Source organism: Arthrobacter sp. Z4-13 (assembly GCF_054792705.1).
On the sequence record NZ_CP096459.1, the window covers coordinates 2,645,818 to 2,666,220 of the forward strand.

The window sequence follows — 20,403 nt, forward strand, 5'->3', positions numbered from 1 at the left end:
CTCTCAGTTCGCATCCAGGCCGTGACCCACGGCCATCAATGAAAGGAATGTCATGAAGGCATTTATGACCCGGCGGAAGTCATTCTTCGTGGCGGCTACCGCTGCCCTCGCCCTGTCCCTGAGCGCCTGCGGCGGAGGCGGAGCCGGCACCACCAGCGACCCCACCGTGGCCGAAAAGCCCACCTTCGCGGCTGGCACCACCATGGAAAAGCTCGCCTCGGCCGGCACCATCAAGATCGGCACCAAGTACGACCAGCCGCTCTTCGGCCAGGTGGGCCTGGACGGCAAGCCTGTCGGGTTCGACGTTGAAATCGGCAAGCTGATCGCCGCCAAGCTGGGCATCGCCGCTGACAAGATCGAATGGTCCGAGACTGTTTCGGCCAACCGCGAACCGTTCATCGAGCAGGGCAAGGTGGACCTGGTGATCGCCACGTACACCATCAACGACAAGCGTAAGCAGGTTGTCAGCTTCGCCGGCCCGTACTACGAAGCCGGCCAGGCGCTGATGGTGAACAAGGACAACGACGCCATCAAGACCCCTGAGGACGTTGCGGGCAAGAAGGTCTGCTCGGTCACCGGTTCGACACCGGCCGCCACCATCGTGGACAAGTACAAGGCCGAACTCGTCCCGGCTGCCACCTACTCCGCCTGCCTCGAGCCGCTGCGCAACAAGCAGGTTGAAGCCATCACCACCGACAACGTGATCCTCGCAGGCTTTGTGGACAAGGAACCGGACGCCTTCAAGCTCGCTTCCGACGAGACCTTCACCAAGGAGCCCTACGGCATCGGCCTGAAGAAGGACGACACCGAGTTCCGCAACTGGATCAACGACCAGCTGGAAGCATTCCAGGAGGAGGGGACCTACAAGACGGCCTGGGAAGCTACGGCAGGTTCAGTTATCAAGACTGCCCCTGAGCTGCCCGCGCTCGACCGCTACTAGGTAATTCAGTGGTTGCCGGGGCTGCCGAGCGGCCCCGGCAACCACTGTCTCCACCCGTCCACGCCCAGAGCCGAAGGATCCAATGGACGTCATTCTTGAAAACCTCCCCCTGTACTGGAACGGTTTTCTCCGCACCCTCTTCCTTTCCGCAGTTTCCGGCGTCATCGCGCTGGTGCTCGGAACCCTGCTCGCGGCGGCCAGGGTTTCCCCGGTGGCTGCGCTCCGCGGCTTCAGCACGGTCTATGTGGAGGTTCTCCGCAACACTCCGCTGACCATCGCCTTCTTCTTTGCCGCGATTGTCCTCCCCCGGCTCGGAGTGAAATTCGAGCAGTTCGAGATTGCCGCAATCATTGCGCTCAGTACCTACACCGCAGCGTTCATCGCCGAAGCTGTCCGCTCAGGTGTCAACAGCGTCCCGGTGGGCCAGGCCGAGGCCGCGCGCAGCATCGGCATGAACTTCGGGCAGGTCCTGAACCTCATCATCCTGCCGCAGGCCCTGCGGACGGTGGTCCCGCCGTTGATCAACATCCTGATCGCCCTGGTAAAGAACTCCTCTGTGGCCGGCGCCTTCTTTGTCCTCGAACTGTTCGGCTACGGCCGGCAGCTGGCCAACGCCAACGGTGATGCTGTGATCCCCGTTCTGCTGGGTGTTGCGTTCTTCTATCTGCTCCTCACCGTTCCGCTGGGCATCCTGGCCAGCACGGTGGAACGAAAGGTGGCGATTGCCCGATGAGCTCCGTCCTTTACGATGTTCCCGGCCCCAAAGCCAGGCGTATTTCCCTGATTGGTTCGGTCGTAGGGTCCCTGCTGATTTTGGGCCTGCTGGCCTGGATCATCATGACCTTCGCCCAGCAGGGCATTTTCGAAGGCCGCCGTTGGCAAATCTTTACCCGGGCCGATGTCTGGACACTCCTGGGCAACGGCCTCGGTGCAACGCTGAGCGCCGCCGCCCTGGCGGCTGTCATCGCCTTCCCGCTGGGACTGCTTCTCTGCCTGCTGCGCATTTCCGATGCCGCCTTTATCCGGATTCCTGTCCGGGTGGTACTGGAATTCCTGCGCGGCATGCCCGTGGTCCTGATGATGCTGTTCGTCCTCCTGGGCTTCGGCACCTCGCCGTTCATTGCCGTTGTCACCGGCCTGGTTCTCTACAACTCGGCAGTGTTCGCGGAGATCATCCGTGCCGGCATCCAGTCTCTTCCCAAGGGCCAACGGGAAGCCGGGCTCGCCATTGGCCTGACCAGCTTCAAGTCCCGCATGCTGATCGAACTGCCCCAGGCAGTCCGGCGGATGATGCCCTCGCTGGTGGCACAGATGGTGGTGCTCCTGAAGGACACCTCGCTGGGCTACATCGTGGCATACGGCGAACTCCTGCGCGCCGTGCAGGTGATGGCGGACTTCCTGGGCACGCAGTTCCTGTTCCCCATCTTCTTCGTGGCCGCGGCGATCTACATCGCCATCAACATCCTCGTTTCACGCATCGCCGTGTGGATCGAGCGCCGCGGGTCCAAGAAGGCGGCAGGCGGCGTGGCCAAGGCAGAACCCGAAAAGGCGAACGCCCCGGTCCCCTGACCGTTCGCACAAGCCCTTTTGTTAATGAGCGATGGCCCGGACCTTTCGGTCCGGGCCATCGTCCGTTAACGCCAGGCTTGTCCTGGCGTCAGGCCGCCAGCCAGTCCTGCAGCGCCTGCAGGCATTTCCGGACGGCATCGGCGTGGACGTGTTCGTTGTCCTTGTGTGCCAGCAAGGCATCACCGGGCCCGAAGTTCACCGCTGGGATCCCCAGCTCACTGAAACGCGCGACGTCGGTCCAGCCGTACTTGGGTTTCGGCTCGGCTCCGACGGCGGCAACGAAGGAAGCGGCTGCAGGGTGCTGGAGCCCGGGGCGTGCACCGGCGGCGGCATCGGTGCGGACGACGTCGAAGCCTTCCAGGAGCTCCCGCACCACGGCTTCGGCCTGGTCCGGCGTCTTGTCCGGCGCAAAGCGGTAGTTGATCTCCACCACGCACCGGTCCGGAATAACATTGCCGGCAGTGCCGCCGTTGATTTTCACCGCGTTCAGGCTCTCGCGGTATTCCAGCCCGTCCACGTTGACGGTGGCCGGGTCATGGGCTGCCAGCCTGGCCAGGATAGGTGCCGCCGCATGGATGGCGTTGCTGCCCATCCATGCGCGGGCGGAGTGGGCCGCCTCCCCCACCGTTGTTGCCTCGAACCGGCTGGTACCGTTGCATCCGCCCTCCACGGTGCCGTCGGTGGGTTCCAGCAGTATGGCGAAGTCGCCGTCAAGCAGGTGGCCATGGTTGCGCACCAGCCGGCCCAGCCCGCTCTTGACGGCCTCCACCTCCTCGTGGTCGTAGAAAACAAAGGTGACGTCCCGCTTGGGGGTGGACCCGCCGTCGAACATTGAGGCCGCCAGGGCGAGCTGCACGGCGACGCCGCCCTTCATGTCGGTTGCGCCGCGGCCGTACAGGATCCCTTCCCCGGGGACGCCGGACTCCCAGCGGGAGGGGACCGTCCCCTTGGACCCTTCGGTCAACGGCAGCGGAACAGTGTCCAGGTGGCCTGCCAGGATGACGCGTTCCGGGTTGCCCAGCTCCGTGCGGGCAATGATGGAATCACCGTCACGGACAAGGTGCAGTTCCGGAATGGTCAACAGGGCCGCTTCGACGGCGTCAGCCAGGGCCGTCTCATTACCGGACACACTGTTGATGTCCATGATGGCGGCGGTCAGGAGCGCAACGTCCTGGCGCAGGTCGAGCGGAAGGGTGGAAGGTCCGGGGGCGGTTTCGGCAGTCACGAAGCCAGTCTAGTTCGGAGCAGGTCCCCGGCCGTCGATAGACTGGGAACATGACTGAGACTGCTTCCTCCGCTGTGCCCGAAACCCAGAACGCCCCCACCGAAGAACGCTCCGCTTACGGCTTCGGCGTCGCCACGATTGCAGTTGCCGCGGGCAATGACGCAGGTGATGCCACCGTCCTGGACGTCTGGTTCCCGGCCCCGGCCCTGGGTGTAGCCGCCGAAAACCTGCGTGCAGTGGAGAACGCGGATGACGTTCTCACGCGGATCGCCGAAGCCGGCACCGATGAGGACCGAGGCACCGAGCAGAAGGTGGTCTTTGTCCAGATCAACCTCGATGAAGCCCCGGCCGACACCGCTGACGCCTACCTTCGCCTGCACCTGCTCTCGCACCGCCTGGTCCGGCCGAACACCATCAACCTGGACGGCATCTTCGGCAAGCTGCCGAATGTGGTGTGGACCAACTTCGGGCCGGCAGCGGTAGAGGGCTTCGAACTGACGCGTGCACGCCTGCGCCGCCGCGGGGCCGTCACCGTGTACGGCATCGACAAGTTCCCCCGCATGGTGGACTACGTGGTCCCCACCGGTGTCAGGATTGCCGACGCCGACCGCGTGCGCCTGGGTGCCCACCTGGCCGAAGGCACCACTGTGATGCACGAAGGCTTCGTCAACTTTAACGCCGGAACGCTGGGCACCTCCATGGTTGAAGGCCGGATCTCCGCCGGGGTGGTGACCGGCGACGGCAGTGACGTCGGTGGCGGAGCGTCCATTATGGGCACACTGTCCGGCGGCGGCAAAGAGAAAATTACCATCGGAGAGCGGGTCCTGCTCGGTGCGAACTCCGGCGTGGGTATCAGCATCGGCGACGATTCCGTGGTGGAAGCCGGCCTTTATGTCACGGCAGGAACGCGGGTGCGTGTGCCTGGTCCGAAGGACGAGGTGGGCGAAGACACCACCAAGATCGTGAAGGCCGCAGAACTCTCCGGCGTCCCCAACCTGCTGTTCCGCCGCAACTCCACCAGTGGCGCGGTGGAGGTCCTCCCCCGCGCGGGCCAGACCGTGGAACTGAACGTCGCCCTGCACGCCAACTGATTTATATGGCACGAAGCCGCGGCCTTCGCCGCCTCGTGGTATTGCTGCTCGCCCTCGCGCTGGTGGCGGGCGGTGTCTATGCGTCGGTGTTTTTTGTGCAGCGTTCCGAGACCCTTGTTTCGGAACGCTGCATCGCCGTCGTAGGTGGAGGAACGGCAGAGCTGGCACCTGACCAGGCCGTATATGCTTCCCTGATTACCGCCGTCGCCGTCCAGCGCGGGCTGCCGCCGCGGGCTGCGAGCATTGCACTGGCCACCGCCATGCAGGAGTCCAAGCTCCGGAACATCGCCCACGGAGACCAGGCCGGCCCTGATTCGCGCGGGCTGTTCCAGCAGCGCCCCTCACAGGGCTGGGGAACCGAGGCACAGGTGATGGACCCGTACTACGCTGCCAACGCCTTTTACGACGCACTGGTACAAATTCCGGGCTATGAGTCGATGGAGATCACGGAAGCGGCCCAGACAGTCCAGCGGTCCGCTTTCCCCGCCGCCTATGCCCAGCATGAGCAGATGGGACGCTCTTTTGCCTCCGGGCTGTCAGGCCAGACCCCCGAAGCCGTGCAGTGCACGCTCCGTTCCGCGGCTGCTGCCGGCGACCCCGGCGCCGTTTCCGCCGAACTGGCTGAGGCCTACGGTCCGCTGGATACGGCTGTGGAAGGCCAAACACTGGTGGTGGAAGCAAGCGGCAACCAGGCATGGTCGGTTGCGCAGTGGGCCGTTGCAAACGGCAAAGGCTACGAAGTGACGCAGGTGGAGGTGGCAGGACGCAGCTGGGACCGTGCACAGCGGGACGGCTGGCAGGAAGCATCCGCCGCTGACGGGCAGGTTCGGATTACTGTTTCACCGGCAAGCGCCGAGGGCTGAGCTGCCTGCCGGCTTTTTCAAGCCAGGATTTCGACCACCGGCTGGACATAGCTGCGGAACAGCTCGGGCTCGCCCATCAGCTGGTGGCTCATAATGATTTTGTCCGGCTCCAGGTACCAGGCCCGCTGCTCGTTCAACGGCAGCTCGATGATGGTCAGCTTGAAGTCACGGGCGTCCCGCCCTACCTCCAGCAGCCTGTCATCCACCATGTCCTCCAGCAGCTGGTCCGCACCGATGGCAGAGCGCTCCGCTTCCAGCTCGGCGTATTCGCTCCTGCGCTCCCGCGCCCAGGTGAGGGCAGAGCCGAAGTGCGCCTGGAGTACGCGCTGCAGGGCCGGGGAATTGCCGAAAGCCTCAAATTCGGGCGGCGACAGCTCCGGCGACGTCTGCGGATGGGCCTTAAGCAGCTGCGCCCACCAGGCCTCCCATTCCGTCTTGAGCACGCTCAGACCACCAACGTCCGCTGTGAGGTGCGAGTGGTCGGCATGGCGGATTTTGGGAGCGGCGTGCGACAGGGCCGGATGGCCCGCGCCGTCCAGCCCGGCTGCATCGCGGACATACAGGGCGATCATCATTGGCCCTGACGTGTCGGTGGTGATCTGCCACCCTGAACCGCCTGTTTGGTGCATCCGAAATCCTTCCCTGGCGTGCTGTTACCGGGCCTGTTGATCCGGTTCCACGCCCCCCGGTTATCAGTCTATTCCCCCACGTTGCCGACGTTAACGGCAGTCACGGCTCCAGTCCGTCAAGGTGCCGTTCCAGGACATCGAGGCACATCCGGGCGGTCATCCAGCCCGGCTGGAGCAGGGCATGCATGCACAGCCCGTCGATTGTCGCCAGGAGCCGTTCCGCCTCCACCACCAGCGTCTCTTCGGACTCATCCGCGGGCACCAGGGTGGTGATGAGGCGTCCCATCACGGCGGCAACTTCCCGGTGGCTGCGGTCGGCCTGAGCTGCCAGGAACGGTTTGATCCTCGCGGCGTTGCGGAAGGCCATCCAGGCACAGGCCTCAACCGCCTGTTGTGCATTCAGCGGCAGCAGTTCGCTCAACAGTGCTAAAACGGCCCCTCGGTGCTCAGCGCTTGCGGGCGGGTGCTCCTGCAGGGCGGGCAGGTCCCGGTCCAGCCTGGCCACGATATTGTCGATGACCCTGGCGAAAGAGTAAGTAAGGAGTTCCTCGCTTCCTGCGAAATAGTGGCGTACTGAGCCGACGGCGAGTCCGGCCTCGTCTGCCACCTCCCGCAGGGACGCCCTTTCGAGCCCGTCGACGGCGATGATCCGCCAGACCGCTTCAACCACATCCTGGCGCCGGGCTTCGGCGTTGACAATTTTAGGCACTCAACTTTTTTAGCACGGCCGTGCTTAATATATCGCCCAACCCGCCGCTGGCCCCGGACGCCCTTGTCACACTGCCCCGTCTCCAGAAGACGCCGCGGGCGGAACGGCGCCCGGTTGGGATAGCGTTGGAGGCATGAAAATTCTGGTCACAGGGGGCACCGGTTACATCGGTTCCCACACTGTTTTGTCCTTGCAGGAAGCCGGCCATGACGTGGTGGCCATCGACAACCTCGTCAACTCGAGCGAAGAGTCGCTTCGCCGGGTTGCGGAACTCACCGGCAAGACCGCAGAGTTCCACGACGTCGACTTGGTGGACGAAGCCGCCGTAGAGGAAGTTTTCACCGGTACCTCGATCGATGCCGTCATCCACTTCGCGGGGCTGAAGGCTGTGGGCGAGTCAGTGCGCGAGCCGCTCAAGTACTACTACAACAACCTGGTGGGGACCCTGAACCTCATCCGGGTCATGGACCGGCACAACGTCCGTTCCATCGTCTTCAGCTCCTCAGCCACCGTCTACGGCGAGCACAACCCCATCCCCTACGTGGAAAAGATGGAAATCGGAGCGAACAACCCCTACGGCCGCACCAAGGAACAGATCGAGGACATCCTCTCGGACCTGGGATCCGCCGACAGCCGCTGGCATATAGCCCTGTTGCGCTACTTCAACCCGGTTGGGGCGCATCCCTCCGGCCGGATCGGCGAGGACCCCCAGGGCATCCCCAACAACCTGGTGCCCTTCATCGCCCAAGTGGCCGTGGGCCGCCGCGAAAAGCTGATGGTGTTCGGGGGCGACTACGACACCCCGGACGGCACCTGCCTGCGCGACTACATCCACGTTGTCGACCTCGCCGATGGGCACGTAGCTGCCCTGAATCATGTGGCGAACCGTGCCGGCGTTTTCCGCTGGAACCTTGGCTCCGGCAAGGGCTCCTCGGTGCTGGAGGTCCTGCGCTCCTTCGAGAAGGCAGTGGGCAAGCCCATCCCCTACGAAATCACGGGCCGCCGCGCCGGCGACCTGCCGGCCTTCTGGGCCGACGCCACGTCCGCCCTCGCCGACCTTAGCTGGTCCACCACCAAGACAGTGGATGAGATGTGCGAGGACCACTGGCGCTGGCAGAAAAACAACCCCCAGGGCTACTCCAGCTGACTTCGACAAGCTCAATCACCGGATACGAAACGGCCGCCCGCCTCCTGGAGGTGGGCGGCCGCCGTCGTTGTTCAGCCAGAGCCTGGGAGCCGATGGGTGGGGATTAGCGGGCCGGGTAGTCCCGCTCGGCCTCACCGATATAGAGCTGCCGCGGGCGGCCGATCTTGGTGTTCGGGTCGCTGATCATTTCACGCCACTGGGCGATCCAGCCGGGGAGGCGCCCGATGGCGAACAGCACCGTGAACATCTTCTCGGGGAAGCCCATGGCCTTGTAGATCAGGCCGGTGTAGAAGTCGACGTTCGGGTAGAGCTTGCGCTGGATGAAGTAGTCATCGTTCAGCGCCTTCTCCTCCAGGCGCAGGGCGATGTCCAGCAGCTCGTCGTTGCCGCCGAGCTTGGTGAGGATCTCGTGGGCGGTGGCCTTGACGATCTTGGCGCGCGGGTCGTAGTTCTTGTAGACGCGGTGCCCGAAGCCCATGAGGCGGACGCCGTCTTCCTTGTTCTTGACCTTCTCCATGTAGTCCTCGGGCTTGGTGCCGTCGGCCTGGATCTGGCGGAGCATCTTCAGCACTGCCTCGTTGGCACCGCCGTGCGCAGGCCCAAACAGGGCGTTGATGCCTGCGGAAACGGACGCGAACAGGTTCGCGTTGGAGGAGCCCACCAGGCGCACCGTTGAGGTGGAGCAGTTCTGCTCGTGATCCGCGTGCAGGATCAGCAGGAGGTCCAGTGCCTTCGCGACCACCGGGTCCACTTCATACTGCTCAGCCGGAAGCCCGAAGCTGAGCCGCAGGAAGTTCTCCACGAGGTTGTGCGAGTTGTCCGGGTACAGCATGGGCTGGCCGATGGACTTCTTGTGGGCGTAAGCCGCGATCACCGGGAGCTTGGCCATCAGGCGGATGGTGGAAACTTCCACCTGCTCGGCGTTGAACGGGTCCAGCGAGTCCTGGTAGAACGTGGACAGCGCGGAAACGGCCGAGGAGAGCACGGGCATGGGGTGCGCGTCGCGCGGGAAGCCGCCGAAGAAACCCTTGAGCTCCTCGTGCAGCAGCGTGTGCCGGCGGATTTTCTGGTCGAATTCTTCCAGTTCCGCAGCCGAGGGCAGGTTGCCGTAAATGAGCAGGTAGGACACCTCAAGGAAGCTGGAGTGCTGAGCCAGCTGCTCGATGGGGTATCCGCGGTAGCGCAGGATGCCCGCATCGCCGTCGATGTAGGTGATAGCCGAAGTCGTGGCTGCTGTGTTCATGAAGCCGGGGTCAAAGGTGACTGCGCCCGTCTGCTTCAGCAGTTTGGAAACGTCGTAGCCTTCGTTTCCTTCAACAACCTGGATGCGCGGCAGCTCGAGCTCGCCTCCTGCGTGGTGCAGGGTCGCAGCATTGTTGGTCTCAGTCATGGAGTCCCCTTCATGAGGCGTCTGGGCCTCTGTCGAAAGCTTGATCCAACATCAGGTGAGCCGCGCACGAAGCCTGAGAACACAGGTTCCAACACCCGGGCTGCCTTCTTGTAGAAAGCCACCATTGATAGTCACTTAAAAAGTACCGCTCCTTGGCGAGTGCCACTAATCCGAGACGTTCCAAAAGGCCCTAAAATGAGCCGGATGTGGCGGGAGTCACAGCATTGTTACGATGCGGCTGCCAATCGGGTGACAGCGGCGTCGATCCGCTCGTCGGTTCCGGTGAGCGCAACCCGGACGTAGCCATTGCCCGCCTCTCCATAGAAGACACCGGGTCCCACCACAATGCCGCGCTCTGCCAGCCGCTCCACGGTATCCCAGGTGCTCTCCCCCGCCGTGGACCAGAGGTACAGCCCGGCGTCCGATTCCTTGATCTCCAGACCAAAGTCCCGCAGTGCCGGGACCAGCCGCTCACGGCGCCCCCGGTACAGGTCCTTCTGGCCCTCCACGTGCGTGTCGTCGCCCAGGGCCACCCGCATGGCCTCCTGTACCGGATAGGGAACGATCATGCCCGCATGCTTGCGGCTGTTCACGAGGTTGGGCATCAGGTCCGGATCCCCCGCCACAAACGCTGCCCGGTATCCTGCCACATTGGACTGCTTGCTCAGGGAGTACACGGCGAGCAGGCCCTGATGGGATCCGCCGGCCACCCGGGGATCCAGGATGCTCGGCACTGCCTGGCCGCCACGCTGGACGTCCCAGTCACCCCAGCCCAGTTCGGCGTAGCATTCGTCCGACGCCACCACCGCGCCCAGCTCCCGCGCCTGCACCACGAGCGCCTTCAGGGACTCGACTCCCCTGACGCTGCCGGTGGGGTTTCCGGGGGAATTGACCCAGATCAATCGGACACGCGAGCGGGTGGCGTCGTCGAGCTCGTCCAGGTTGTCCGTTGCCACGGAGGTGACCCCCGCGAGCGTAGCGCCGATATCGTAGGTGGGGTAGGCCACCTTGGGGCGGACGACGACGTCGCCCGGCTTAAGCCCCAGCAGCAGCGGCAGCCACGCCACCAGTTCCTTGGAACCCACCGTGGGCATGATGTTGCGGGGATCCAGCCCGGCCACGCCGCGGCGGCGTTCGAACCAGCCCGCGATGGCTTCCCGGAGCGCCGGCGTGCCGTGGACCGTGGGGTATCCCGGGGCATCTGCGGCGGCCTTCAGGGCGTCCTGGATCAGGGCGGGAGTGGGGTCCACCGGTGTGCCGATGGAAAGGTTGACCGCTCCGCCGGGGTGCTCCGAGGCCTTGGCAAGATACGGCGCCATGGCCTCCCACGGGTAGTCGGGCAGGTCAAGGCCGAACGTATTCACTGCTGCGGTCACCGTTCCTGCCTGCGTCAGTGGTCTTGGTTCTGCGGCGGCAGCGCGGCGATCATCGGGTGGTCCTTGCCGGTGTTGCCGACCTTGGCCGCACCGCCCGGCGATCCGAGGTCATCGAAGAACTCCACGTTGGCCTTGTAGTAGTCGGCCCACTCGTCCGGGGTGTCGTCCTCGTAGTAGATCGCCTCAACCGGGCAAACCGGCTCGCAGGCGCCACAGTCCACGCATTCGTCCGGATGGATGTACAGCGAACGCTCACCCTCGTAGATGCAGTCGACCGGGCACTCTTCAATACATGCCTTGTCCTTGACATCTACACACGGCTGCGCGATTACGTACGTCACGTCCCTGGCCTCTCCACGTTGGTTCCGGCATCCCGCCGGCACTTGCATCCGGCTGCTTTGGCCGGACCCTGACATCTGAGCCTATTATCTCCCAGCCCGTTCCCGCGAACCTAGCCGGCTGCCTAGTATGAACTGGTGAGTCAGACCCCGCCTTCGCCCTCCGGATTCCTTGCCGCCGCCGCGCCCGGCACCCGCGTGGTGGTGCGGTACCGCATCGACGAAGGGTTGACCGATGCCCTCGGCCACCTGGTGGGATGCGACGCCGGCGCCTGCACCGTCCGCACCCGGCAGGCCGACGTCGTCATTCCCCTTGAGCGCGTTGTGGCAGCCAAGGAGGTGCCGCCGGCACCGGAGCGGCGCCGGCCGCGCGCCTAAGGCAACCCTCGGTGCGCGGGGACTGCCTCTGCACATCGAACCGGGGCTCCACAGGGCAGAGCGGTACGCGGCAAAGGGCCCGTTAACGGCAAAAGCTGCCGGTACGACGGCGGGGTGACCCGCCCGTTGTACCGGCAGCTTTAGCTGTGGTGCAGAATTAGACCTTCGCGCGGGCGCGGTTGGCCTTGGCACGCTCGTTGGTGTCCAGGATGACCTTGCGGATGCGGATGGCTTCCGGGGTCACCTCGACGCACTCGTCTTCGCGGGCGAACTCCAGGGACTCTTCGAGGGTAAGGTCCCGCGGCGGCGTCAGGTTCTCGAAGGTGTCAGAGGAAGCTGCACGCATGTTGGTGAGCTTCTTTTCCTTGGTGATGTTGACGTCCATGTCGTCCGCGCGGGAGTTCTCGCCCACGATCATGCCTTCGTAAACCTCGGACGTGGGCTTCACGAAGAAGGAGCCGCGTTCCTGCAGGTTGATCATGGCGAACGGCGTTACGACACCGGCGCGGTCAGCGATCATGGAACCGTTGGTGCGGTATTCGATCGGGCCGGCCCAAAGCTCGTAGCCTTCGGAAATGGAAGCCGCAATGCCGGCGCCACGGGTGTCCGTGAGGAACTTGGTCCGGAAACCGATCAGGCCACGGGCCGGAACGATGAACTCCATGCGGCACCAGCCCGTACCGTGGTTGGCCATGTTGGTCATGCGGCCCTTGCGCGCGGCCATCAGCTGGGTCACGGCGCCGAGGTATTCCTCGGGTACGTCGATGGTCATGTGTTCCATCGGCTCGTGGATCTTGCCGTCGATGGTCTTGGTGACAACCTGCGGCTTGCCCACAGTCAGCTCGAAGCCTTCACGGCGCATCTGTTCGACGAGGATGGCCAGCGCCAGCTCGCCACGGCCCTGTACTTCCCAGGCGTCGGGACGCTCGGTGGGGAGCACCTTGATGGAGACGTTACCGATCAGTTCCTTGTCCAGGCGGTCCTTCACCTGGCGGGCGGTGACCTTGGCGCCCTTGACCTTGCCGGCCAGCGGCGAGGTGTTGATACCAATGGTCATGGAGATTGCGGGATCGTCCACGGTGATCAGAGGCAGCGGCTGCGGGTTCTCGGCATCCGTCAGGGTCTCGCCGATGGTGATTTCCTCGATGCCGGCGACAGCGACGATCTCACCGGGCCCGGCGGATTCGGCCGGGACGCGGTCCAGTGCCTTGGTGGCCAGCAGTTCGGTGATCTTGACGTTCTTCAGTTCACCGTTCGCGCGTGCCCAGGCAACGGTCTGGCCCTTGCGCAGGGTGCCGTTGTAGATGCGGAGCAGCGCGAGGCGGCCCAGGAACGGGGAAGCGTCCAGGTTGGTGACGTGCGCCTGCAGGACACCTTCCGGGTTGTAGGTGGGTGCCGGGATGTGCTCGATGATGGTCTTGAACAGCGGCTCAAGGTCCTCGTTCTCCGGGGCGGTGCCGTCGGTGGGCTGCTCCAGGGAAGCACGGCCAACCTTGGCGGCAGCGTAGACGACGGGAACTTCGAGGATCTTGTCCAGGTCAAGGTCCGGAACTTCGTCGGCCAGGTCGGAAGCCAGGCCCAGGAGGAGGTCCATGGACTCGTGGACGACTTCCTCGATGCGGGCATCGGGGCGGTCGGTCTTGTTGACCAGCAGGATGACGGGCAGGTGCGCGGCAAGGGCCTTGCGGAGCACAAAGCGGGTCTGCGGCAGCGGACCTTCGGAAGCGTCAACGAGCAGGACGACGCCGTCAACCATGGACAGTCCGCGCTCCACCTCGCCGCCGAAGTCGGCGTGGCCGGGGGTGTCGATGACGTTGATGGTGATGGTCTCGCCATTGGAGGACGGACCGTTGTAGGCCACCGTGGTGTTCTTGGCCAGGATGGTAATGCCCTTTTCGCGCTCAAGGTCACCGGAGTCCATCACGCGGTCTTCGAGGTGGTTGTGCTCGGCAAAGGAGTTGGTCTGCTTGAGCATGGCGTCGACCAGGGTGGTCTTGCCGTGGTCAACGTGGGCCACAATCGCGACGTTGCGGAGGTCACTGCGTGATGCAGTGGCTACCGCGGTGTTGGTGGTGGTTTCAGACATGCGTAATGGCTCGATTCAGTGGTGAAAGTCAGCTGTTGTATCGCGACATTTCCAACTGGAACGCACGACGATCAGGCCCTTAGCACAGGGCGCCTTCCTCAATTCTAGCCGCAGTGGCGTTTATTGGCCTAAATTTTTCCGCGCAGCCCATGTCGGCCGGGCGCGCAACGGCCACGCCGGGGCAGGATCAGTGAGAAAAATCACTGGCCATTCCTGCCGGTATGCCACATGATTGCTAGACACTCCGCGCAAGCCCGAAAGACACGAGATGCGAAAAGCCTTGACCCGGCCCCGCTTTGCCGCATCCGGAGCCGCCGCCGTTTTCGCGGTGTGCAGCGCTCTTGCCTTCTCCGGCTGCGCGTCCCCCGCCACTCCATCGCTGCAGGCTGCTGCCATGAATCCAGTCGGCATGGCTGCCGATACCCGCGTGCTGAACCCGGCGAACGGGCGGCTTGAAGCGATTGTCCCCGATATCAGCAGAACGGTCCTCCTCATCGGGGATTCGCAGTCGGAACCGCTGGACGGCTGGCCCCGCCAGGGTCTCGCCGCTGCAGGGTACAAGGTGTACTTCGGCGGGCGCGGCGGCACGGGATTCGTCGCCGCCAACGGCAAGACAGGCAACTACATCGACGCCCTCTTGCGTGAGGACTGGTTGCTCCCCTCCGGCACTCCCGCCCTGATTGTCCTCCAGGGCGGCGGCAATGACGCTGCCAGCGGAGCATCCGACAGCGAGATCACGGGCAATGCCGGGCGTCTGATTGCGGTATTACAGGGCCGCTATCCGGGTACCCGGACAGCGATGATCGGAACCCTCGCCCGGGGCGAAAACAATGGTGGCGGCCGGCGCACAGAGGTTGATGCCCTGCTGGGATCGGTGGCCGCGGAGCATGGCCTGCCCTTCGTTTCCGTGGGCGACTGGCTCACGAGGCATGACCTGGTTAAGGACCTTGATGACGCAGTGCACATGAATTCCAGTGGCCGGGAGGCCCTCGGCACCCTCCTGGAGCGCAGCCTGCGCGAGCTGGGCCTGGAGCGGAAGCCGGCAAGTGTGCAGGATGAAAGCAGTTTGAGCCGGAGCCGGCAGGCTCCGGCTCAAACCGGTGAATAAGAGAGGCTGCTAAGCCACTTCGGGCGGAAGCATCAGCTTCGCGCCCGGGATGGCGTTGAGCAGTGCCTTGGTGTATTCCTGCTGCGGCGCTTCGAAGACGTCATCCGTAGATCCGGTCTCCACCAGGCGTCCCTTTTCCATCACACAGACGTGGTCCGCGATCTGCCGCACCACCGCAAGGTCGTGGGTGATGAAGAGGTAGGTCAATCCCAGGTTGGATTGAAGGTCCGCCAGCAGGTTCAGCACCTGGGCCTGGACCAGCACGTCCAGGGCGGATACTGCTTCGTCACAGATGATGACCTCAGGATCCAGGGCCAGCGCCCGGGCGATGGCGACACGCTGGCGTTGCCCGCCCGAGAGCTCGTTCGGATACCTCTGCATGGTGGATTGCGGCAGCGCGACCTGATCCAGCAGTTCGCGGACCTTCTTCTCCCGGCTGGCCTTGTTTCCGATCTTGTGGACCCGCAACGGTTCCTCGATGGTGCGGAAGATGTTGTACATCGGGTCCAGGGAGCCGTAGGGATCCTGGAAGATGGGCTGCACCCGGCGCCTGAACCTGAAAAGTTCCGAGGGCTTCAAGACGGACGTGTCGACACCGTCAAAAAGGATCCTGCCGTCGGTGGGCTTCTCAAGCTGGAGCACCATCTTGGCCACCGTGGATTTGCCGGAGCCCGACTCACCCACGATCGCCGTCGTGGTTCCCCGAAGGACATCGAAGCTCACGCCGTCGACGGCCGCAAAGTCCGATGATCTCCCGAGGCCCTGCCGCAGCTTGTAGACCTTCCGCAGGTCCTGGATCTGCAGCACATTATCGGCAGCAAGCGCTTCAGCGGCCGGAGCCAGAAGATCCGCCGCCTCCACGCCCTGTTCCTTGGCAACCTGGATCCTTCGGCTGGCAAGGGAGGGTGCAGACTCGACGAGCCGCTTGGTGTAGGGGTGCTGCGGGTTTTGCAGCAACTCCAGGGACGGCCCTGACTCCACCACCTGCCCGCGGTACATCACCACTACTTTGTCTGCCCGTTCGGCCGCGAGGCCAAGATCGTGGGTGATCAGCAGGACAGCCGTGCCCAGCTCTGCGGTCATGCCTTCGAGGTGGTCCAGGATCTGCCGCTGAACGGTGACATCCAGCGCAGAGGTAGGTTCGTCGGCAATCAGCAGCCTCGGCTGGCAGGACAGTCCGATGGCGATCAGGGCACGCTGGCGCATGCCGCCGGAGAACTCGTGCGGGTATTGCTTGGCGCGCCGGTGGGAGTCCGGCAGCCCCGCTTCGGACAGGACCTTGGCAATGTCCTCGGGGCCACTCGGACGGCCGTTGGCCTGCAGCGTTTCCTTGACCTGGTAGCCGATCTTCCATACCGGGTTGAGGTTGGACATGGGGTCCTGCGGCACCATGCCGATGGTGTTGCCGCGCAGTTCGATCATCCGCTTTTCGGGTGCGTGCGAGATGTCTTCGCCGTCCAGCAGGATCTGCCCGCCGGAGACCCTGCCGTTGCCGGGCAGGAGCCCAATGGCCGCCAGAGCGGTGGTCGACTTTCCCGAGCCCGACTCCCCCACGATCGCAACGGTCTCACCCGGCATGATGGTCAGGTGCGCGTTCCGGACGGCGTTGACTTCGCCGTTGCTGGTGTCGAACGTGATGGCCAGGTCCCGGATTTCCAGCAGGGGGCGGTCTGCGGGTGTTCCGGCTTCAGTGATAGTGACATCGGATGTAGTCACGTGTGTCTCCTTCATCGCTGGCGGCTCTTCGGGTCAAGGGCATCGCGCAGGGCGTCGCCCAGCATGATGAAGCTCAGGACTGTGATGGACAGGGCGGCGGCCGGGTAGAGCAGCACCGCGGGGTTGGTGCGGATGGACGACTGCGCCGCAGAGATGTCATTGCCCCAGGACATGATGCTGCCCGGGAGCCCGATTCCGAGGAACGACAGGGTGGCCTCCAACACGATGAACACCCCGAGTTCCATGGTGGCCAGCACAATGATGGGGGCGAGGGCGTTGGGCAGAACATGCTTGATCAGGCTTTGGATCCTGGACACGCCCAGCGAACGGGCCGCCGTGATGAAGTCGGCATTCCGGACTTCGATCACCGCACCGCGGGTCAACCTTGCCATCGTGGGCCATGCCAGCAGCACGATGATCATGATGACTGTCCAGACACTCTTGTTTTCCCGGAAGAACGGCAACTGGGTGACCACCAGAGCTCCGAGCACCAGCGGGAGCGCGAAGAAGATATCGCCGAGGCGGGCGATGACGGCGTCGACCCATCCGCCGTAGAAGCCGGCAAGCGCACCGAGCGTCACGCCGATGAGGAGCACGCCGATGACGGCGAAGACACCCACCATGACGGAAGCCTGGGTGCCGTAAATGACGCGGGCGTACACGTCGCAGCCCTGGAAGGTAAACCCGAACGGGTGGCCGGCCGACGGGGCGCCATCCGAGTTCGCCAACTGGCAGTTGTCGTTGGGCGCCGTCTGGGTGAACAGGCCAGGGAAGAACGCCACAATCAGGATGACCACGATCATCACTGCCGAGACAATGAACAGCGGACGACGGCGGAGCTTCCGCCACGCGTCAGCCCACAGGCTCAGCGGGGCCTGGTCAGTCTTTACGGCATCGGTTGCCAGCAGAGGGGTCTCCTCGATGGGGGCAACGAAATGCGTGGTGTCTTGGTTACTTTTCATAGCGAATCCTCGGATCAAGCCAGGCGTACAGCAAATCAACCAGCAGGTTGGCGATAACGAAGACCAGCACCAGCACACTCACGATGGCGACGACGGTGGGTCCTTCGCTGCGGAGAATTGCCTGGTAGAGCTTCTGCCCCACGCCGGGCACGTTGAAGATGCCTTCGGTAACAATGGCTCCGCCCATCAGACCGCCCAGGCTGGCGCCCAAATAGGTAACGACCGGAATCATCGAGTTGCGGAGAATGTGCGCCATGACCACGCGGGGCCGGGACAGCCCCTTCGCAGTCGCGGTACGGACGTAATCAGCCGTTGAGTTTTCAATGACCGAAGCCCGGGTAAGGCGAAGCACGTAGGCGAAGGACACCAGCGCCAGCGCGAAGGCCGGAAGCAGCAAGGTGGCCCAGCTGACGTCTGTGCCGACAGTGGGTTTGGCCCAGCCGAGGTAGACACCGAAGACGAGCTGCAGGACGAAGCCGAGCACAAAGATGGGAATGGCGATGACCACGAGCGAAGCAAGCAGCACTGACGAGTCAAAGATCCTGCCCTTGCGCAGGCCGGCGATGAGCCCAAAGCCGATGCCGAACACTGCCTGGATAACCAGCGCTTCGACGGCGAGCATCACGGTGACGGGGAAGACACGGCCCAAGGTGGCGGCGATGGGCTGGCCCGTGAAATCGACGCCCAGGTTGAACGTAAAGAGATTCTTGAGGAACAGGCCGTACTGGACCCAGAAAGGCTGGTCGAGGTTGTACTGCTGGCGAAGGGCTGCGATGACGGCTTCACTCGGCGGGCGTTCTCCGAAGAGTGCCCTGATGGGGTCTCCCGGAAGGGCAAACACCATGAAGTAAACCAGCAGGGTGGTGCCCAGGAATACGGGGATAACTTGGAGCAGTCGCCGGAAAATGAACTGGATCACAGCACACCCTCCGAAGATTGTGGAGATGTTGGGAAATTCATGTGGGACAGCTTCCTGCCGGTATCAAGGCTATGGGGGCCCGGCTGGCGCCGGACCCCCACTAGCTATTTGAGTTGGACGGTCTCAGAACTACTTCGCGGTGATGTTGTAGTACTGAATGACACCGTTCCAGCCGCTGTCCACGTTGGTGACGTTCTGGCTCCACACGACCTGGCGTGCGGAGTACCACAGCGGGAGGTTGGGCAGGTCCTGGAACAGGATCTCCTGGGCCTCGGTGAACTTGGCGTTGGCGTCGTCCGTGGACTTGGCGCCCAGTCCTTCGTTGAGGAGCTTGTCGAACTCGGGGTTCGTGTAGCCCTCGTAGTTGGCGCTGGCACCAGTCTTCAGGAGCGGGCCGAGGAAGTTGTAGAGCGACGGGTAGTCCGCCTGCCAGCCTGCCCGCGTGAAGCCGGGAAGGGTCTGGGCCGTGCGGAGGTCGAGGATCTCGGCGAACTTGGCGAACGGCTGTCCCTCGGCCTGGATGCCCAGGTTGTTCTTGAGGTTGTTGGCAACAGCGTCGATCCATTCCTTGTTGCCGCCATCGGTGTTGTAGGCGAGCTGCAGGGTCTTGTCCGCGGGCCAGGGGCTGATGGCGTTCGCCTTGTCCCAGGCTTCCTTGGCCTTGGCGGCGTCGAACTTCAGGACATCGGAACCCTCAACGTTCTCGTTGTAGCCATCCACTGCCGGGGAGGTGAAGTCCTTGGCGGGGATGCGGGTGCCGCTGAAGATCACCTTGGTGATCTCGTCACGGTTGATTGCCATGGAGATGGCCTGACGGCGCAGCTTGCCTGCCTCGCCCTGGAACTCGGGCAGGTAGCCCGGGATGTTCAGGGTGGAGTTGCCGGCGTACGGCTTGTTCAGGTGGTTCTCCGGGAAGTCCGTGGTGTAGGTCTTCAGGGCGTTCGTCGGAAGGACGTCGGTAACGTCCAGGTTGTTGGCCTGGATGTCTGTGTAGGCGGGAGCCGGATCGGTGTAGAACTTGAAAGTTACGCCGCCGTTCTTCGCTTCGCGGGGGCCGGCGTAGTCTTCGTTCTTGACGAGTTCAATCTGGCTGTCGTGCTGCCAGGCGCCTTCCTTGGCCATCTTGTAGGGGCCGTTGCCTACCGGGTTTTCACCATAGGCCTTGGGGTCGGCGATTGCTGCCGAGGGAAGCGGCATGAAAGCTGAGTAGCCAAGGCGCAGGGGCCAATCTGCCTCCGGCTGGGTCAACTTGACCTCAATGGTCGTGTCGTCCTTGAGGACCAGGCCCGAGAGGGTCTTGGCGGTGGGAGCGGGGACGTCCTTCTCGCCTTCCTTCTTTGTGGCGCTGACGGCGTCGTAGCCTTCGATCGACTCAAAGAAGCTGCTGTTGGCTTGGGCATTGGTGCTCAGTGCAGCATAGTTCCAGGCGTCGACGAAGCTCTTGGCGGTAACTTCCTCGCCGTTGGTGAACTTGGTGCCGGTCTTGACCTTGATCGTGTAGTTCTGGCCGTCCGGGGATTCGATGGACTCGGCCAGGGCGTTGACCGACTGGCCGTTGGGGTCGTAGCTGGTCAAGCCTTCGAAGAGCAGTTCGACCACACGGCCGCCATACACTTCATTGGTGTTTGCCGGCAGCAACGGGTTCTGTGGTTCGTTGCTGTAAGCGGTGATGACCTTATTGGGGTCGCCAGCAGACTGGCTGGCACCGTCATTGCTGCCGCCTCCAGCGCCGCAGCCGGTCAGGGCGAGTGCGGCGATTGCCACGATGCCCAGTGCTTTGGAAGTGCGCGCAAAACGCATTCCGCCTCCTATGAGTTGTGGGAGAGAACGAGGGGAATCTTTATGTTTCCCCGCAGGCGAGACGCAGCGGTGAACTGTGACGCAGCCTACATATACGAGTAGCCTAACCGCACGAAGTCCAGATACTGGTACTCCGTTGCCAAACCGTAACCGGCAC

At 63.8% G+C, this 20,403-nt stretch carries 19 protein-coding genes; 8 read left to right on the forward strand and 11 right to left on the reverse strand.

What is annotated here, in order from left to right; all coding sequences use genetic code 11:
- The first annotated feature begins 52 nt into the window (after positions 1 to 52).
- The 3 genes from M1E07_RS13930 to M1E07_RS13940 all read left to right on the forward strand — a co-directional run bounded on the left by M1E07_RS13930 (position 53) and on the right by M1E07_RS13940 (position 2,509).
- Positions 53 to 940 (forward strand): glutamate ABC transporter substrate-binding protein, encoded by an 888-nt coding sequence (locus M1E07_RS13930; protein WP_461187257.1) that lies wholly within the window; start codon positions 53 to 55, stop codon positions 938 to 940.
- Positions 941 to 1,022: 82 nt separating this feature from the next.
- Complete coding sequence (locus M1E07_RS13935) at positions 1,023 to 1,673, forward strand: amino acid ABC transporter permease (protein WP_102974984.1); 651 nt, start codon at positions 1,023 to 1,025, stop codon at positions 1,671 to 1,673.
- On the forward strand, positions 1,670 to 2,509 hold the full coding sequence (locus M1E07_RS13940) for an amino acid ABC transporter permease (protein ID WP_461187258.1): 840 nt from the start codon (positions 1,670 to 1,672) through the stop codon (positions 2,507 to 2,509). Before M1E07_RS13935 ends, M1E07_RS13940 begins: the two co-directional genes overlap by 4 nt.
- 88 nt (positions 2,510 to 2,597) lie before the next feature.
- Here M1E07_RS13940 and dapE read toward each other — a convergent pair whose 3' ends face one another.
- Complete coding sequence (gene dapE / locus M1E07_RS13945; RefSeq protein WP_461187259.1) at positions 2,598 to 3,734, reverse strand: succinyl-diaminopimelate desuccinylase; 1,137 nt, start codon at positions 3,732 to 3,734, stop codon at positions 2,598 to 2,600.
- A 50-nt stretch (positions 3,735 to 3,784) separates the two neighbouring features.
- Between dapE and dapD the strand changes: the two genes are divergently transcribed.
- Both dapD and M1E07_RS13955 read left to right on the forward strand, forming a co-directional pair.
- Positions 3,785 to 4,825 carry a 2,3,4,5-tetrahydropyridine-2,6-dicarboxylate N-succinyltransferase gene (gene dapD / locus M1E07_RS13950; RefSeq protein ID WP_461187260.1) on the forward strand — a complete coding sequence of 347 codons (1,041 nt, stop codon included), beginning with the start codon at positions 3,785 to 3,787 and terminating at the stop codon, positions 4,823 to 4,825.
- A gap of 5 nt (positions 4,826 to 4,830) precedes the next feature.
- Positions 4,831 to 5,688, forward strand: a complete 858-nt coding sequence (locus M1E07_RS13955; protein WP_461187261.1) for a hypothetical protein — start codon at positions 4,831 to 4,833, stop codon at positions 5,686 to 5,688.
- Between the two features lie 17 nt (positions 5,689 to 5,705).
- Here the strand turns inward: M1E07_RS13955 and M1E07_RS13960 are convergent, their stop codons facing one another.
- Positions 5,706 to 6,317 carry a hypothetical protein gene (locus M1E07_RS13960; RefSeq protein WP_461187262.1) on the reverse strand — a complete coding sequence of 204 codons (612 nt, stop codon included), beginning with the start codon at positions 6,315 to 6,317 and terminating at the stop codon, positions 5,706 to 5,708.
- A gap of 100 nt (positions 6,318 to 6,417) precedes the next feature.
- Positions 6,418 to 7,026 (reverse strand): TetR/AcrR family transcriptional regulator, encoded by a 609-nt coding sequence (locus M1E07_RS13965; protein ID WP_461187263.1) that lies wholly within the window; start codon positions 7,024 to 7,026, stop codon positions 6,418 to 6,420.
- A 133-nt stretch (positions 7,027 to 7,159) separates the two neighbouring features.
- Here M1E07_RS13965 and galE point away from each other — a divergent pair, with 133 nt between their 5' ends.
- Positions 7,160 to 8,173 carry a UDP-glucose 4-epimerase GalE gene (gene galE, locus M1E07_RS13970; protein WP_461187264.1) on the forward strand — a complete coding sequence of 338 codons (1,014 nt, stop codon included), beginning with the start codon at positions 7,160 to 7,162 and terminating at the stop codon, positions 8,171 to 8,173.
- Positions 8,174 to 8,276: 103 nt separating this feature from the next.
- Here galE and M1E07_RS13975 read toward each other — a convergent pair whose 3' ends face one another.
- The 3 genes from M1E07_RS13975 to fdxA form a co-directional block, all read right to left on the reverse strand.
- Entirely contained in the window at positions 8,277 to 9,563 is a 1,287-nt protein-coding gene (locus M1E07_RS13975; RefSeq protein ID WP_461187265.1) for a citrate synthase, read from the reverse strand.
- 227 nt (positions 9,564 to 9,790) lie between these two features.
- Positions 9,791 to 10,939, reverse strand: a complete 1,149-nt coding sequence (gene dapC, locus M1E07_RS13980) for a succinyldiaminopimelate transaminase (protein WP_461187266.1) — start codon at positions 10,937 to 10,939, stop codon at positions 9,791 to 9,793.
- A gap of 14 nt (positions 10,940 to 10,953) precedes the next feature.
- Complete coding sequence (gene fdxA, locus M1E07_RS13985) at positions 10,954 to 11,280, reverse strand: ferredoxin (protein WP_050685972.1); 327 nt, start codon at positions 11,278 to 11,280, stop codon at positions 10,954 to 10,956.
- Positions 11,281 to 11,415: 135 nt separating this feature from the next.
- Here fdxA and M1E07_RS13990 point away from each other — a divergent pair, with 135 nt between their 5' ends.
- Positions 11,416 to 11,655, forward strand: a complete 240-nt coding sequence (locus tag M1E07_RS13990) for a putative acetyltransferase (RefSeq protein WP_461187267.1) — start codon at positions 11,416 to 11,418, stop codon at positions 11,653 to 11,655.
- A gap of 157 nt (positions 11,656 to 11,812) precedes the next feature.
- Here M1E07_RS13990 and typA read toward each other — a convergent pair whose 3' ends face one another.
- Positions 11,813 to 13,741: a translational GTPase TypA gene (typA, locus tag M1E07_RS13995; RefSeq protein WP_461187268.1), complete on the reverse strand. Its 1,929-nt coding sequence runs from the start codon at positions 13,739 to 13,741 to the stop codon at positions 11,813 to 11,815.
- Between the two features lie 268 nt (positions 13,742 to 14,009).
- On the opposite strand from typA, the gene M1E07_RS14000 reads away from it, so the two are divergent.
- Positions 14,010 to 14,849, forward strand: a complete 840-nt coding sequence (locus tag M1E07_RS14000) for an SGNH/GDSL hydrolase family protein (protein ID WP_461187269.1) — start codon at positions 14,010 to 14,012, stop codon at positions 14,847 to 14,849.
- A gap of 9 nt (positions 14,850 to 14,858) precedes the next feature.
- On the opposite strand, the gene M1E07_RS14005 is transcribed toward M1E07_RS14000, so the two are convergent.
- The 4 genes from M1E07_RS14005 to M1E07_RS14020 form a co-directional block, all read right to left on the reverse strand.
- Positions 14,859 to 16,580 (reverse strand): dipeptide ABC transporter ATP-binding protein, encoded by a 1,722-nt coding sequence (locus M1E07_RS14005; protein WP_461187270.1) that lies wholly within the window; start codon positions 16,578 to 16,580, stop codon positions 14,859 to 14,861.
- A complete protein-coding gene (locus tag M1E07_RS14010; protein WP_461187271.1) occupies positions 16,577 to 17,527 on the reverse strand; it encodes an ABC transporter permease in 951 nt (316 codons plus the stop codon). Before M1E07_RS14010 ends, M1E07_RS14005 begins: the two co-directional genes overlap by 4 nt.
- Positions 17,517 to 18,446: an ABC transporter permease gene (locus M1E07_RS14015; RefSeq protein ID WP_461187272.1), complete on the reverse strand. Its 930-nt coding sequence runs from the start codon at positions 18,444 to 18,446 to the stop codon at positions 17,517 to 17,519. Before M1E07_RS14015 ends, M1E07_RS14010 begins: the two co-directional genes overlap by 11 nt.
- 129 nt (positions 18,447 to 18,575) lie before the next feature.
- Positions 18,576 to 20,246, reverse strand: coding sequence for a peptide ABC transporter substrate-binding protein (locus M1E07_RS14020; RefSeq protein ID WP_461187273.1), 1,671 nt, complete (start codon positions 20,244 to 20,246; stop codon positions 18,576 to 18,578).
- Positions 20,247 to 20,403 lie beyond the last annotated feature (157 nt).